14 protein-coding genes and 1 pseudogene are annotated in these 14,808 nt (G+C 70.4%); 4 read left to right on the top strand and 11 right to left on the bottom strand.

The features are described from left to right. Positions 1–61: 61 nt before the first annotated feature. Positions 62–652, bottom strand: coding sequence for a hypothetical protein (locus ACEWX3_RS02655; RefSeq protein ID WP_374158619.1), 591 nt, complete (start codon positions 650–652; stop codon positions 62–64). Positions 653–800: 148 nt separating this feature from the next. Next, positions 801–1,004: a cold-shock protein gene (locus ACEWX3_RS02650; protein WP_003882601.1), complete on the bottom strand. Its 204-nt coding sequence runs from the start codon at positions 1,002–1,004 to the stop codon at positions 801–803. 361 nt (positions 1,005–1,365) lie between these two features. Between ACEWX3_RS02650 and ACEWX3_RS02645 the strand changes: the two genes are divergently transcribed. After that, positions 1,366–3,714, top strand: coding sequence for a DEAD/DEAH box helicase (locus ACEWX3_RS02645; RefSeq protein WP_374159767.1), 2,349 nt, complete (start codon positions 1,366–1,368; stop codon positions 3,712–3,714). A gap of 39 nt (positions 3,715–3,753) precedes the next feature. Next, complete coding sequence (locus tag ACEWX3_RS02640; protein WP_374158618.1) at positions 3,754–4,842, top strand: PAS domain-containing protein; 1,089 nt, start codon at positions 3,754–3,756, stop codon at positions 4,840–4,842. 26 nt (positions 4,843–4,868) lie between these two features. Here the strand turns inward: ACEWX3_RS02640 and ACEWX3_RS02635 are convergent. The 7 genes and pseudogenes from ACEWX3_RS02635 to ssd all read right to left on the bottom strand — a co-directional run. Further along, a pseudogene (locus tag ACEWX3_RS02635) lies at positions 4,869–5,279 on the bottom strand (Rv3654c family TadE-like protein); the annotation flags it as partial. Then, positions 5,182–5,460, bottom strand: a complete 279-nt coding sequence (locus ACEWX3_RS02630) for a TadE family type IV pilus minor pilin (protein ID WP_374158617.1) — start codon at positions 5,458–5,460, stop codon at positions 5,182–5,184. The gene ACEWX3_RS02630 and the pseudogene ACEWX3_RS02635, both read right to left, overlap by 98 nt. A gap of 56 nt (positions 5,461–5,516) precedes the next feature. Continuing rightward, on the bottom strand, positions 5,517–5,717 hold the full coding sequence (locus ACEWX3_RS02625; protein WP_207068155.1) for a DUF4244 domain-containing protein: 201 nt from the start codon (positions 5,715–5,717) through the stop codon (positions 5,517–5,519). Between the two features lie 21 nt (positions 5,718–5,738). Then, on the bottom strand, positions 5,739–6,311 hold the full coding sequence (locus ACEWX3_RS02620) for a type II secretion system F family protein (protein ID WP_374158616.1): 573 nt from the start codon (positions 6,309–6,311) through the stop codon (positions 5,739–5,741). Beyond that, on the bottom strand, positions 6,308–7,096 hold the full coding sequence (locus tag ACEWX3_RS02615) for a type II secretion system F family protein (RefSeq protein ID WP_374158615.1): 789 nt from the start codon (positions 7,094–7,096) through the stop codon (positions 6,308–6,310). The genes ACEWX3_RS02620 and ACEWX3_RS02615 overlap by 4 nt, the downstream gene beginning before the upstream one ends. Next, positions 7,093–8,265, bottom strand: coding sequence for a TadA family conjugal transfer-associated ATPase (locus ACEWX3_RS02610; protein WP_374158614.1), 1,173 nt, complete (start codon positions 8,263–8,265; stop codon positions 7,093–7,095). The genes ACEWX3_RS02615 and ACEWX3_RS02610 overlap by 4 nt, the downstream gene beginning before the upstream one ends. Next, positions 8,262–9,359: a septum site-determining protein Ssd gene (gene ssd / locus ACEWX3_RS02605; RefSeq protein WP_207068159.1), complete on the bottom strand. Its 1,098-nt coding sequence runs from the start codon at positions 9,357–9,359 to the stop codon at positions 8,262–8,264. The genes ACEWX3_RS02610 and ssd overlap by 4 nt, the downstream gene beginning before the upstream one ends. Before the next feature lie 501 nt (positions 9,360–9,860). Between ssd and ACEWX3_RS02600 the strand changes: the two genes are divergently transcribed. Next, positions 9,861–10,649, top strand: coding sequence for an HAD-IB family hydrolase (locus ACEWX3_RS02600; RefSeq protein ID WP_286183408.1), 789 nt, complete (start codon positions 9,861–9,863; stop codon positions 10,647–10,649). Positions 10,650–11,110: 461 nt separating this feature from the next. Here ACEWX3_RS02600 and ACEWX3_RS02595 read toward each other — a convergent pair whose 3' ends face one another. Next, on the bottom strand, positions 11,111–11,851 hold the full coding sequence (locus ACEWX3_RS02595; RefSeq protein ID WP_374158613.1) for an oxidoreductase: 741 nt from the start codon (positions 11,849–11,851) through the stop codon (positions 11,111–11,113). A 157-nt stretch (positions 11,852–12,008) separates the two neighbouring features. On the opposite strand from ACEWX3_RS02595, the gene acs reads away from it, so the two are divergent. Next, entirely contained in the window at positions 12,009–13,970 is a 1,962-nt protein-coding gene (gene acs / locus ACEWX3_RS02590) for an acetate--CoA ligase (RefSeq protein ID WP_221359107.1), read from the top strand. 30 nt (positions 13,971–14,000) lie between these two features. Here acs and ACEWX3_RS02585 read toward each other — a convergent pair whose 3' ends face one another. Next, on the bottom strand, positions 14,001–14,684 hold the full coding sequence (locus tag ACEWX3_RS02585; RefSeq protein WP_374159766.1) for a serine protease: 684 nt from the start codon (positions 14,682–14,684) through the stop codon (positions 14,001–14,003). Positions 14,685–14,808: the final 124 nt, after the last annotated feature.

The following is a 14,808-nucleotide window of genomic DNA, read 5'->3' as shown; positions in this document are numbered from 1 at the left end:
TTTCGCACCCCGCGCGTGCCGACGCAAACCGTCCCTCCTGCGCCGGAGGTTCGCAAACCGGCTAAACCCGTGGCCACTGCAGCAACGCCTCAGCCCCCTCCGGAGGTTCCCCCACGTTCTCTACCAGGCGCGATAGCCGTCGGCGGCCACTGATTCGCAGCGCCGGACGCGACCCTCTGGTGCCGATCAGAGTGGGCGCGATCCCGACCCGCATCATCGCCGAAGCCAGGGCCGAATGAGTGTCCGGAGCGTGCGGGTCCAGCCCGAGCAGGTAGCGGTCGGCGTCGGCGGTCCCGGCCGCCAGCGCCCACGCCCGCAGCTCGCGGGGGCCCGGCAGCCACTGCGGAGGCACCGTCTTGACCGCTCCCCGGGTCCACTGCTCGGCGATGGCGACCAGCCGGGCGTCCAACGCGGTCCGCACCAGCGGGGTGTTCTCGTCGGTGCGGGCGATCTCCGGGACCAGGCCGGCGTCGGCCATCATCTCCGCGAGCGCCTCGGCCCGCCACAGCTCATCCACCACCACCGACAGCCGGGCCGTGGGCCCCTGGGGCCCACTGACCAGCACCACCTGTCCGGGCGCAGCCAGAATCCCCGTCAGATCGGCGATGGCCGGCGGCACCGACTCAGCCGAGAAGAAGGACAGCTGGCTCACACCGTCGACCCTAGGCCAGCACGGGCCCGCAAAGCTGTTACCCGGGCCGGTACGCGAAACACCCCCGCGTTGTCCGTGGGGATGACGCGGGGGTGTTCTGTGATCCTTCGAGCCTGCCGGCTCGGTGGTCTTGAGTTGGTCGCTTAGCTCAGATGGCTCGAACGCCGGTGGCCTGCGGGCCCTTGGGGCTCTGGCCAACCTCGAACTCGACCTTCTGGTTCTCCTCCAGGGTGCGGAAGCCGCTTCCCTGGATCTCCGTGTAGTGGACAAACACGTCCGCCGACCCATCTTCAGGCGCGATGAAGCCGAACCCCTTCTCCGCGTTGAACCACTTCACAGTTCCCTGTGGCATCTCTCGTACTTTCCTTCTCTTCATTCACCGGGTGCGGTCCACCGTCCTTCGGCAGACCGGGCCCGTTCCGACCGCCATACCTTCGTGGAGTGCTCGGAACTCAGACCCGACCTACAACCCTCGCAGGAACCGCGATCGCAACGTCGTTCCTGCGAGTGTGGGGACACCAACACAGAAGCTGCGACCGCGAGTAGTCAATCACGTTCCGGCCTGCGGCGACAGTCTCAGCGCCGTCACGTAGTGAACAATTCACGTACGACATGTGCCGGGGCGGCCCACGGCCGGCGCCCCGGCGTTGGTACGACGTCGTCTTCGGAGGTGATCGGTGACGGAAGCAGCAGCAGGCGCCCGGGCAGATACGGTGCCCGACTTCGGCCGCGCGCTGCTCGCCGGCGCGGTCGAGGGCACCGCGGTCGACGAGCATCCGGTACGCCATGTCGCCGACCTGCCGCCGCGACGGGCCCGCCCGCAGGGCTGGCCGGCCTGGGCCGACCCAGATGTGGTGCGGGCCTTCCGCGATCGTGGCATCGAGGTGCCGTGGTCGCACCAGCGCGCCGCGGCCGACCTCGCTCACGGCGGACGCCACGTGGTGCTCAGCACCGGGACGGCGTCGGGCAAGTCGCTGGCCTACCAGTTGCCGATATTGACGGCGCTGAACCAGGATCCGCGCGCCCGCGCGTTGTATCTGTCGCCGACGAAGGCGCTGGGCCACGACCAGCTGCGTACCGTCGCCGAACTGACCGCCGCCGTTCCCGGGCTCGCCGACGTCGCCCCGACGTCCTATGACGGCGACAGCCCCACCGAAGTGCGCCGATTCGCCCGCGAGCGGTCCCGCTGGATCTTCTCCAACCCGGACATGATCCACCTGTCGATGGTGCGCAACCACGCCAGGTGGGCAGTGTTCCTGCGCAACCTGCGATACCTGGTGGTCGATGAATGCCACTACTACCGAGGCATTTTCGGCTCCAACGTGGCGATGGTGCTGCGCCGGCTGCTGCGCTTGTGCGCGCGGTACGCACCGGATTCCGGCGAGCACTGCGGGCCGACGGTGATCTTCGCCTCCGCGACCACCGCGGAGCCCGCGATCACCGCCTCCGAACTCATCGGCCAGACGGTCAGCGAGGTGACCGAGGACGGGTCACCGCAGGGAGCCCGCACGGTCGCGCTGTGGGAGCCGGCGTTGCTGGCGGAGCTACTCGGGGAGAACGGCGCTCCGGTACGCCGCTCGGCGGGCGCCGAAGCGGCGCGGGTGATGGCCGACCTGATGCGGGAGGGGGCCCGCACGTTGACATTCGTGCGCTCGCGCCGGGGTGCCGAACTCGTCGCGCTCGGGGCCAAGGCACGGCTGGCCGACGCGAACCCCGACCTCGCCGATCAGGTGGCGTCGTATCGGGCCGGATACCTGGCCGAGGATCGTCGGCGACTGGAACGGGCGCTGGCCGACGGCGAGCTGCGCGGACTGGCCACCACCAATGCGCTGGAGCTCGGCATGGACATCGCCGGCCTCGATGCCGTTGTGCTGGCGGGCTTCCCGGGTACCGTCGCATCGTTCTGGCAGCAGGCCGGCCGCGCGGGACGGCGCGGGCAGGGGGCTCTGATCGTTCTGATCGCCCGCGACGATCCCCTCGACACCTATCTGGTGCACCATCCCGCAGCCCTGCTGGACAAACCCATCGAACGGGTCGTGATCGATCCGACCAACCCGTACATCCTGGGTCCGCAACTGTTGTGCGCAGCGACCGAGCTGCCGCTGTCCGACGCCGAGGTGCGGGCCTGGGACGCCGAGCAGGTCGCCGCCGCCCTGGTCGACGACGGCCTGCTGCGCCGCCGTCCCAGCGGGTACTTCCCCGCCCCGGGAGTGGATCCGCACCCGGCGGTGGACATCAGGGGCTCCACCGGCGGACAGGTCGCGATCCTGGAAGCCGACACCGGGCGGATGCTGGGCAGCACCGGGGCGGGACAGGCACCGGCGTCGGTGCACCCCGGCGCGGTGTATCTGCATCAGGGCGACAGCTACGTCGTCGACACCCTCGATCTGGAGGCGGGAATCGCCTTCGTCCACACCGAGGATCCCGGGTACACGACATTCGCGCGGGAGCTGACCGACATCGACGTCACCGGTTCCGGTGAGCAGTCCCGGCACGGTCCGGTGACCGTGGGCCTGGTGCCCGTCTCGGTCAGCAACACCGTGACCGGCTATCTGCGGCGGCGCATCGACGGCGAGGTCATCGACTTCATCGAACTCGACATGCCCACGCGCACCCTGGAGACCATGGCGACGATGTGCACGATCACTCCGGAAGCGTTGCAGCACAGCGGGATCGACCCGCTGCGGATTCCCGGCTCACTGCATGCCGCCGAGCACGCGGCGATCGGCCTGCTGCCGTTGATCGCCAGCTGCGATCGCAGCGACATCGGCGGGGTGTCCACCGCGATCGGCCCGGTGGGCGGATTGCCGACGATCTTCGTCTACGACGGTCACCCGGGCGGAGCCGGCTTCGCTGCGCGCGGATTCGGCATGCTCGCGGACTGGTGGGGCGCGACCGCGGAGGCCATCGAGGCCTGCGAGTGCCCCGCGGGTTGCCCGTCGTGCGTGCAGTCCCCCAAATGCGGGAACGGGAACGACCCGCTGGACAAGGACGGCGCGGTGCGGGTACTGCGTCTGGTGATCGGCGCGCTGACCGGGCATCCCCGGCACCCGGCCGGTTGACGGCGGGACGCGCGGGAACCCGTCGGTACCATGACGGTCATGAGCCACGACTGGATGCTCGTGGAGACACTCGGCGACGAACCGGCCGTTGTCGCCCAGGGGGACCACACCAAGGATCTGGTGCCGATCAGCACCTTCCTGCGTCGCCATCCCCATCTGATGGCCGTTCAGACCGCGATCGGCGAAACAGTCCGTGCTGGAGGCGGTTTGACCAGCATCACGCCCAAGAACGATCGGGTGATCCGCACCGAGGTCGTGCAGATGTCGGACGGCCGGATCCACGGGGTGCACGTGTGGTTGGGCGCTCCGGACGAGGAGCCGCCTGCGCGTCCCACGGTCGGACCGCTGATCTGGGACCTCACCGAGGGCACGGCCACCGACACACGGGAGTCGCTGGTGGTCGGCGGCTGGGATCCCGACCGCCAACCCACCCACGGCCGGGCGTTCGTCGACGACCTGCCGCGCCGCGACCTCAAACCCAGCGAGGCGCAGGTGCTGAGCATGATCATCGAGCCGCAGGTGGGGGTGTCGATCTGCAACACCTGGGACGTCACCGATTACCGCGGTGAGCAGATCACCGTGGGGTTCGTCGCGCGGTCGGCGCCCGAGGTGTTCGACGACGGCAGCGAGCACCTCATCTGCCGGGCGATGAACTGGCGCAGTGTGCGCGAGGGCTCGGGCATCCAACACGATCTGCTGGCTCAGCGGATCATCGCCGGGTTGGCCGTGCCCGGAGTGCACCGGGCGTTGGTCGACCCGCGCCATTGGACGTTGTTGAAGTGGCTCGACGAACCCGCGCCGTTCTTCGACTGGCGGGCCGGACTGGTCAGCATCGACGCGGTGCACCCCGACGACAGGGCCGCCATGGCCGCGATGGCCGCCGAGTTCGACTCGGGCGCGACCTCCGGGGTGCTACGGGTGCTCGACCGGAGCCGCAGCTGGACGCCGGTACACGTGACTGTGCACCGGGTCGAGTTGGACGACGGTGTGTACGCCGGCTTGGCCGCCCTGAGGGAGCCCACCGCGAGCGAGCTGAGCACCGTCGAAATCGACGGCGACCAACCCGCAGAGCGGGCCCGAAAGTCCCACTCGCGCAAGGGCAGGTCAGCCAAAGCCGGTAAAGCGTGACCGCCGGCTGACGACGGACCCGCCCGCGCCACCGCCCTGGCCGGTCCCAGCCATCGGCTCCCCAGTTCGGGCCGGACCTGCACCGTGACGACGACGTCCACGCCGTCGATGGTGCAGGCCGCCATCTCGGCCCGCATCTCCCGCGCGAGGCGACCGGCGCGGGTACACGCGGCCGCGGAGCCGGCCGGCAGATGCGCGGCTGCGGCCAGCGCGGCCAGGTCAGCCGCCGCCTGAGCCCGGTGCCGGGCCAGCACGGCGGCACCGAGGTGCGCGGCGCCCACCATCACCGTCACCAGCACCGCGACCATGGCCACCGCGAGAACCCCGGCCGTCCCCTGCTCACCCCGCGTGCGGCTCGACCGCGGCCAGCGCCTCGGCGCCGAGGGAAAGCCACGGCAGCACAACGGACTCCACGGCGACGGTGGCGACGACGACATCGCCGCGCCGACGCACCTGCACCGTCGCCCCGCCGGGAGCGACTCGCTGCGCGGAGCGGATCGCCTCTGCCGGTGTGTCCCCGCGCGCGGCGAGCCGGGCCGCTTCCCGGGCCGCATCGACGCAGCGCGTCTGCAACGACACCGCGGCCACGCCGGCCATGCCGATGACGAGGACGGCCACCAGCGTGACGACCGCGAAAGCAGCCTCGATCGTGACGGCCCCGACCTCTGCACCGCTTACGTGGCGGTGTTCAGGGCGCGGCTGATGATGTTGGTCAACGCGTTGACGACCGAATCTCCGGTGATGACGGTGTAGAGAATCGCGCCGAAGGCTGCGGCCGCGACGGTTCCGATCGCGTACTCGACCGTCGACATGCCCTCGTCGGCCACTGCGAGGAGGGCCAGGCGTGCCTGTAGCCCACGTATCCGTCTTTTCATCTGTTTTCCCTCCACTTGTTGTCACATCACTCCTGACTGCAGGACGTCACCGGCGAGTCCGGCCACGACCGGCACCACACCGAGGCACACGAACGCCGGCAGGAAGCACAGCCCGAGCGGTCCGGCGATCAGTACCGAGGCGCGTTCGGCTCGGGCGTGCGCGGCAGCAGCGGCCTCGGCACGCAGGTCGCCGGCGAGCTCCTCCACTCCCCGCGCCAGCGCGGCACCCGAGGCCGCCGAGCGGCGTGCCATGCGCAGGAACGCGGCGATGTGTCGGTCGGCGGGGGCTCCGGCTTGCGCCCACGCCTGTGCCGGGTCCGCGCCGAGAGCCAACAGGTCCGCAGCCCGGCGCAGTGGCGCGGCCAAGTGGACCGGCGCCGACGCCGACACCGCCGCTGCTGCGGTGGATGTGGCCATGCCCGAGTGCAGGCACGCCCCGAGCACGTCCAGGGTGGCGGCGACCGCGAGGAGGTCCTGGCGGGCGCGCGGCTGCGAGACCGGACGCCCCGAGCACAGGCCCGTCCCCAGCCGGCTCTTCGCCGCCCGCGGCCAGGCGAGCACCGCGGCGGCGAGAATGACTGCCGCCCAGCTCATGTCACGACCCCTGCGATGATGGTGTCCGACCACAGCAGGCCGGCGCAGATCAGTGTCGCGCCGATCAGAAGCAGCCACCCGCCCGCTCCACCGGACAGGAGAAACGCCACCGGATCGGCCCCCAGTGCCTGCCCGAGCAGCAGACCCAGCAGCGGAAGACCCGCCAGGATGGCCGCGGTGGCGCGGGCACCGGCCAACCCTGCCTCGACACGGCTGCCGAACCGGCGGCGCTCGGCGAGGTCGTGCTGGGCGGTCTGCATCACCGTGGCGATCGCCAGGCCGTGGTCGTGGGCGAGCTGCCAGCACACCGCCAACCGCTCCCAGTGCTCCGGCGAGTGGGTCCGGCGCGCTTCGACGCGAAGTCCCGCCGCTACATCGGCGCCCAGCAGCGCTCGAGCCGCCACCGCCGAGAGCGACCGGGAGACCGTGCCCTGGCTCTCCGCGGCAGCCGTCGCCACCGCGGCCACCGGGTGGGCCCCCACCCGGAGCTCGCCGACGAGGACGTCGAGGGCATCGTGCAGGTTGTCTCCCTCCCCGGACCGTCTCCCACGCCGCAGCGCTGACCGCCGGCGCGCCAGCAGGGTGGCGGCCACGACGGTGAGCGCCGCGACCACGCTCACCGGCAGTACCGCCAGCAGCGCCGCGCAGCCGCCGCCGACGACCGGGATCAACGGAACCGTCCGGGCCGCACGCGCACTGCGAGGCTGCAGCGCCCGGACCCTGCGCCGGGCCGATCGGGGCGCCACCAGCACCGCCAGGGCCAGCGTCAGCGCGGCGACACTCATCCCGTGCTCCGAGCTCGCACCAGGGCCTCGAGGTCGGCCAGTCCTGGACCGGGCCCGCTGTCGAGCCGCCAGCAGGGCAGCACCCGCACCAATCGATCGTCGCCGCGGGTCAGCATTCCCACCTCGGCGAGCCGCCGTCGGCCGGCCCGGTCCCGGGCGACGTGCAGCACGACCTGGACAGCCGCGGCGAGCTGACTGTGCAGCGCGGACCGGTCGAGGCCGCCGAGGGCGGCCAGGGCTTCGAAGCGGGCAGGCACCTCGGCTGGGCTGTTGGCGTGCACGGTTCCCGCGCCGCCGTCGTGGCCGGTGTTCAGTGCCGTCAGCAGGTCGACCACTTCCGCGCCCCGGACCTCTCCGACGACAATCCTGTCCGGGCGCATGCGCAGCGCCTGTCTGACCAGATCCCGCACCGTCACTTCACCGGCGCCTTCGACGTTGGCAGCGCGCGCGACGAGCTTGACCACGTGGGGATGCGCCGGAGCCAGCTCGGCAGCGTCCTCGACGCACACGATCCGTTCGTCAGCGGGGACTGCCGCCAGCAGAGCGGCCAACAGCGTCGTCTTACCCGCCCCGGTTCCGCCCGAGATCACGAACGCCAGCCGCGCGGCCAGGATGTCGGTGAGGAGCCGGTGTGCCTGGCCGTCGATGGCCCCCGACGCCACCAGCGACCCGAGATCCTGGGTGGCGCAGCGCAGCACGCGCAGAGACAGGCAGGTGCTTCCCGCGGCGATCGGCGGCAGCACCGCGTGCAGCCGCACGGTCAGCGGCCCCGCCGGCCCGCCCGCGGTGGTGAACTGGCCATCGACCCACGGCTGCGCGTCGTCGAGACGGCGACCGGCCGTGAGCGCCAGACGCTGTGCCAGCCGGCGCACCGCCTCGTCGTCAGCGAAGCGCACCGCGCTCCGGCGCAAACCGTCTCCGTCGTCGACCCACACCGCGTCGGGAGCTGTCACCAACACGTCGGTCGTACCCGGACCGCGCAGCAGCGGCTCCAGCACGCCCGCGCCCACCAATTCGGTCTGCAGCTCGTGCAGACTGCTCAACACTTCCGTATCCCCGAGCACGCCACCGGACTCGGCCCGGATAGCCGCAGCCACCACGCTCGGACGCAGCGGAGCTCCTTCGGCGGCCAACCGCTCCCGGACGCGGTCGACCAACGACCCGGTCATGCCACCAACTCCGAGGCGTGTGCGAGCTCGGGCCGGCGGCTGACCAAGGCCAGCACCTTGCGCGCCGCACGAGCAAGCGGTGTGCGCGGCCGCAACCGCAGACCCCCGCAATCCAGCTGTGCCTCGATGCCGGGCTGCGGTCGCATCGCTGCCAGCACGGGCCGTCCGATGAGGCGTCCCGCGTCCGCGGGACCGAGCCCGCCGGGCGCCGGCCCCCGCGCCACGACACCGGTGTTGGGGTTCTGTTCTTCCGCCCACCGGGCGGTGACCGCCGCTGCTGCACACGATCGAACATCAGCGGTGGTGACCAAGATCACCAGATCTGCGACTGCCAGAGCCGTCTCGGTGGCCGCCGACGGGCGCCGCGCCAGGTCGCAGATCACCGGGACCCCGGCCCGGCTGCCGGCCTCGATGACGGCGCTGACCGCACGGGCCTCGATGTCGTTGCTGGATCCGCTCCCAGACAACACTCGGCCGGCCGACAACAGCGTCACACCGTGCTGGCGGGGCAATGCGTCGCGCAGCGCCGGATAGCTCAACCGACCGCCCGCCAGCGCCAGGTCGGGCCACCGCAGGCCGGGCTCGGTCTCCGCGCCGAGCACCAGATCGAGACCGCCACCCCATGGATCCCCGTCGACCAGAACCGATTCGGTCGCGGTGCAGGCCAGCGCCGCGGCGAACACCGACGCGCCCGCGCCACCACGACCGGCCAGCACGGCCACGACCGGCCCGCGCGTGACGCCGTCGCCCGCCGCGTCGGCAGCTTCGGTCAGCGCCGACAGAAGGTCGCGCTCCTGGGTGGGCAATATCACCAGTTGTTGCGCGCCGACGGCCACCGCGGCCTGCCATTCGCCGGATCCGGGCTGCTCAGAACACACCAACAGCACCCGCGCACGCCGCGGCATACCCAGCTGTACGCAGCGGAGCGCGGCCTCACCGTCGAGCAGGATCGCCGCGGCACCGGCCCACACGCGGCGACTCGAGGGGGCGCCGGCACGCACGACTTTCAGTCCGGCAGCGGCGACCACCCTGTCGATGGGGGGATGGAGCGCACGGTCATCGACCAGGACGAGGATGCCGGCGGTGGGTGCCATGGACACCAGCGTCGACGCCGGCGCCGACACCGGAAAGACCCATCGCGGCCGACCCGGCGCATCTGTGGATCAATCGAAATTTGGGGAATACCCGACCGGCCATCGAGAGCAACGAAAACGGCGTTCCGCAACGTCGTGAGGAGAAGTGATCTATCCGGACGGCGAAAACACCCCACAAAAGGGACGACCCCCGCCAGGGGGGGAGGAGGCGGAGGTCGTCGTGTATCAGCCCCGGGGGGTCGGGCTGATGCACACCCGGCATAAGCCGAGTGATGCCCACTATACACACGCGAGAGTGGGCCAGCGCAAGTACCGCGCCGGGAACAAGTTGGCCACAACCAGGAAAGATTACAGTCACAGACACCTGTCGTGAACTGCCAATTTGTACGTTCTGCCGCAATCTGTCACTGCGCCGGCCCCTATGCTGAGGCGGTGACCGCACCCGATCCGGCGACAGCGGGGCGTCCCGGCGCCGACGGACCTCTCCCCGGCGACGGCCCCATCCGCACCGCAGCGTTTTTCGATCTGGACAAAACTGTTCTCGCGAAATCGAGCACCCTCGCATTCAGCAAACCGTTCTTCAGCCAAGGGCTAATCAATAGGCGCGCGGTTCTGAAGTCCACCTACGCCCAATTCCTTTTCCTCATGTCCGGCGCGGACCACGATCAGATGGACCGGATGCGGTCCTACATCACCACGATGTGCACCGGGTGGGACGTCCAACAGGTCAAGTCGATCGTCGGCGAGACGTTGCACGACATCGTCGATCCCCTGGTGTTCGCCGAGGCGGCGGTGCTGATCGCCGACCACAAGCTGTGCGGCCGTGACGTCGTCATCGTCTCGGCCTCCGGCGAGGAGATCGTCGGGCCGATCGCCCGCGCACTGGGCGCCACCCATGCGATGGCCACCCGGATGGTGGTCGAGGACGGCAAGTACACCGGCGAGATCGAGTTCTACTGCTACGGGGAGGGCAAGGCCGAAGCCATCCGTGCGCTCGCCGCGCGGGAGGGTTACGCGCTGCAACATTGCTACGCCTACTCCGACTCGATCACCGACCTGCCGATGCTCGAGACCGTCGGCCACCCGACCGTCGTCAATCCCGATCGCGCGCTGCGCAAGGAAGCCGGCACCCGCGGCTGGCCGGTGCGGTCGTTCTCCAAACCGGTGTCGCTGCGCGACCGGATCCCGGCCCCGTCGACAGCCGCCGTCGCGACCTCGGCGGCAGTCGGCATGAGCGCGTTGGCGGCCGGCGCCCTGACCTACTCGCTGCTGCGCCGTTTCGCGTTCTGACGCGCTACCGAACGGTAGCTGGTGGCCTCGGCGCCGCCTCACGTAACAATCATGATTCGCACGCGTTTTGGCACTTGATGTGACCGTGGTCACGTAGTACAAAGGAAGCACGGAAGCCGGGAGAGGCCAAGGCCGAGCCGGAAGAGAAGGCTCGTACTCCCGACCTCGGCTCCCCAGCACGGGTCCCGGAACCCACGCGGAGCACATACCGCGAAACAGGTAAAAGTGTTGCGGGCCTGCGTAACTGCGAGAATCGGACAACCAGGACGGCCCTTTGGGTGGGGCCCGTCGGAGGTCGCGACTCGCAAGGACGCCGAGGCCACCCACGCAACCCCCAACGCACGCTTGGTAACCGGGGCCCCGTGCTAGCGGGCGGCGAGCCGCAGTGGATCACACCACTCGGAGCGTCGCCCGCTTCATATTGTCCGGAGTTTGCCGGGGCCCGAGCTCGAGATGCCCGCTCAGGATGACTCGGCCACGGCGATCGCCAGGGCTTCCCTGGCGCCCGCGTGCAGCGCCTCGCCGCTGAGCACCAGCCACGCTGCCAGGCCATCGGGGGTTCCCGACGCGAATCCTCGTGCGGCCGCGCGGTAGTCGCCGGGGCGGCGCATCCAGTGCACCTCGGGGACGCCGAGGCCGTGCGGATCCAGACCGCTGGCGATGGTGATCAGCCGCGATACCGCGCGGGCCACCACCCCGTCGGCGGAGCCGAACGGCTGCAACGTCAATAGTTCGCCGTGCGCGACGGCCGCGAGGACCGCAGCGGGCACCCGGGTGCCCCCGGTCACCAGATCGGCGAGCAACGCCAAGCGGCGGCTGGTGTCCATGTCGCCGCGCGGGCGGCCCAGGGCGTCGTCGTCGACGAGGTCGCTGGCGGCCAGCGCATGCAGCCGTGCCATCGCCTGCAGCGGCGCGCGGCGCCACACCCCGACCAGTGCCCCCTCCCCGCCTTCCAGCGCCTCAGCCACCCGCAACGCGCCGGCAAGCACCGGATCACCGCTCCCGTCGGCGGGAAACTGCAGCGGTCCGCCGTCGAGCACCGACGAGGCCCGGGCGGCGCGGACCGCAGCCTCGGCCGCGGACTTCGGCCAGCCGCGAAGATTGGTACGGTGCCGATGGGCGCGGCCCAACGCCTCGCGCGCCTCGTCACCGGCCTGCTGCACACCGGGCAGTTCGACCAGGGGGGCGAGCGGATCCGACACGGCGCCCACGCTAGCCGACGCGCCCGGTCACGCCGACGGCCGTCGGGATACCGCTGGACCCGCGAGCCGCGACGTTCGTCGCGTAGCACGCACCGCCCGCAGCCCCACATGTGAGTTGCCAACCTCGATGCAACGTTGGGTGACTACCCTCACACCCATGACCGAGACGCACGTGGAAGCCCAGTCTGTGTATCCGCCTGCCCCTGAGTTCGCCGCGAACGCCAATGCGACCGAGGCGCTCTACGAGCAGGCCGAGGCGGACCGGCTGGCATTCTGGGCCGAGCAGGCCAACCGGCTGGCCTGGGACACCCCGTTCACCGACGTACTCGACTGGTCGGATGCCCCGTTTGCCAAGTGGTTCGTCGGCGGCAAGCTCAACGTCGCGTACAACTGCGTCGACCGCCACGTCGAGGCCGGCAACGGCGACCGCGTGGCGATCCACTGGGTGGGTGAGCCGGTGGATGACGCCCGCTCGATCACCTACGCCGAACTCAAGGACGAGGTGTGCCGCGCCGCCAACACGCTGGCCGACCTCGGTCTGCGCTCCGGTGACCGGGTGGCGATCTACATGCCGATGGTGCCCGAGGCGATCATCGCGATGCTGGCGTGCGCCCGGCTGGGCGCCATGCACAGCGTGGTGTTCGCGGGGTTCTCGGCCTCGGCGCTCAAGGCCCGCATCGAGGATGCCCAGGCCAAGCTGGTCATCACCAGCGACGGACAGTACCGCCGCGGTTCGGCGGTGTCGCTCAAGGAAGGGGTCGACGAGGCGATCGCCGGCCTGGGCGACGACAGCCCCGTCGAACACGTGCTGGTGGTGCGCCGCACCGGTATCGACACTCCCTGGACCGACGGCCGCGACAAGTGGTGGGACGAGACCGTCCCCAACGCCTCGACCGAGCACACCCCCGAGGCTTTCGACTCCGAGCATCCGCTGTTCCTGCTCTACACCTCGGGCACCACAGGCAAGCCCAAGGGCATCATGCACACCTCGGGTGGCTACCTGACGCAGTCCTCCTACACGCACCACAATGTGTTCGACATCAAGCCCGAAACCGATGTCTATTGGTGCACCGCCGATATCGGCTGGGTCACCGGGCACACCTACATCGTCTACGGCCCGTTGTCCAACGGCGTCACGCAGGTCGTCTACGAGGGCACCCCGGCCTCGCCGAACGAACACCGCCACTTCGAGATCATCGAAAAATACGGCGTCTCGATCTATTACACCGCCCCGACGCTGGTCCGCACGTTCATGAAGTGGGGCCGCCAGATTCCCGCCGAACACGACCTGTCGAGCCTGCGGTTGCTCGGATCGGTCGGTGAGCCGATCAACCCGGAGGCGTGGCGCTGGTACCGGATGGCGTTCGGCGCCGACAAGACGCCGATCGTGGACACCTGGTGGCAGACCGAGACAGGGGCGATCATGATCTCCCCGCTGCCCGGCGTCACCGAGTGCAAGCCGGGCTCGGCCATGCGCCCGCTGCCGGGGATCTCGGCCAAGATCGTCGACGACGACGGCAACGAGTTGGCGCCGCAGCCCGATCACGGCGAGCACGTCACCGGCTATCTGGTGCTGGACAAGCCCTGGCCCTCGATGCTGCGCGGGATCTGGGGTGACGACGAGCGCTTCAAGGAGACCTACTGGTCCCGGTTCGCCGAGCAGGGCTGGTACTTCGCCGGTGACGGCGCTCGGTACGGCACCGACGGCGAGATCTGGGTGCTCGGGCGCATCGACGACGTCATGAACATCTCGGGGCACCGGATCTCGACCGCTGAGGTGGAGTCCGCGCTGGTCGGGCACTCGGGTGTCGCCGAGGCCGCGGTGGTCGGCGCGACCGACGAGCACACCGGGCAGGCGATCTGCGCCTTCGTGATCCTGAAGTCCAGCGCCCACGGCGGCGAGAAGAACATGGTCGACGAGTTGCGCGCCGAGGTGGCCCGCGAGATCTCTCCGATCGCCAAGCCGCGCGAGATCCACGTGGTGCCCGAATTGCCGAAGACCCGCAGCGGCAAGATCATGCGCCGGTTGTTGCGCGACGTGGCCGAGGGACGCGAACTCGGGGACACCTCGACGTTGGTGGACCCCAGCGTGTTCGAGGCGATCCGCGCCAGCAAGTGACGGGCTGACGGGTCAGGGCAGCGGGGCCGGTCAGCCCGCGCCGACGGGGACGAACCCGCTGCCGGGCCGGCCTTTGGCGGTGATGTCGGCCAGCTGGGTGTTGAACGACATCGTGACCGCAGGCGTGTGCAGCGGGATGAATTTGATGATGCAGGTCGGCAGGTCCTCGGAGAACGCGCCGTGGATCATGCCGACCAGCTTGTTGTCGACCGTGACCGGCGCACCGGAGTCACCCGGCCCTCCGCACACCTGGTTGACGATGGTGCCGGGCTGTTGTCCCGGGCCCCAGGTGACGCCGCACGAGTACCCGGTGGTGCGGCCCAGCTTGCAGGCCACGTCGCCGAACGAAGGATCGGGTCCCAACCCGTCGATGCGGAACCCGTCGACCGCGCTGACCGGGGCGACCTTGCCCGGGTCGAACTCGATCACCGCGTAGTCCAGGGCGTCGTTGCCGGCCACCATCGTGCCCACCACCCCGGCGTTCTCGGCGCCTTCGGCCGCCACCACCGCGCCGGGGCCGCCGCAGTGCGCCGACGTGAAACCGATCAGGCGGCCCTGGTTGTCGTTGCCGATCGCGGTCAACGTGCACAACGTCTCACCGTCGACGACCAGCCCGGAGCCGCCGCCCAGCGGCACGGGTTCCTGGGCCGCGGCCGGCACGGCGGGCACCAGCAGCACCGCAGTCAGTGCCGCCAGCACAGCGCGCAGGGTCAGGCAGCGGCCGCGCAACCTCACGTGTCAATCCCCTATCAACCAGCCCGACCCGCCACACCTTCGTAGTCAGCGCAGTCTATCGTCGGCCGGAATCGTTTCGTGGGACGCCACGTGGCAACATAAG

The sequence above is a fragment of the Mycobacterium sp. G7A2 genome, from assembly GCF_041902445.1.
GTDB lineage: Bacteria > Actinomycetota > Actinomycetes > Mycobacteriales > Mycobacteriaceae > Mycobacterium.
Note: the sequence above shows the minus strand (reverse complement) of the source record. Positions and strands in the feature narration are given on the sequence as shown.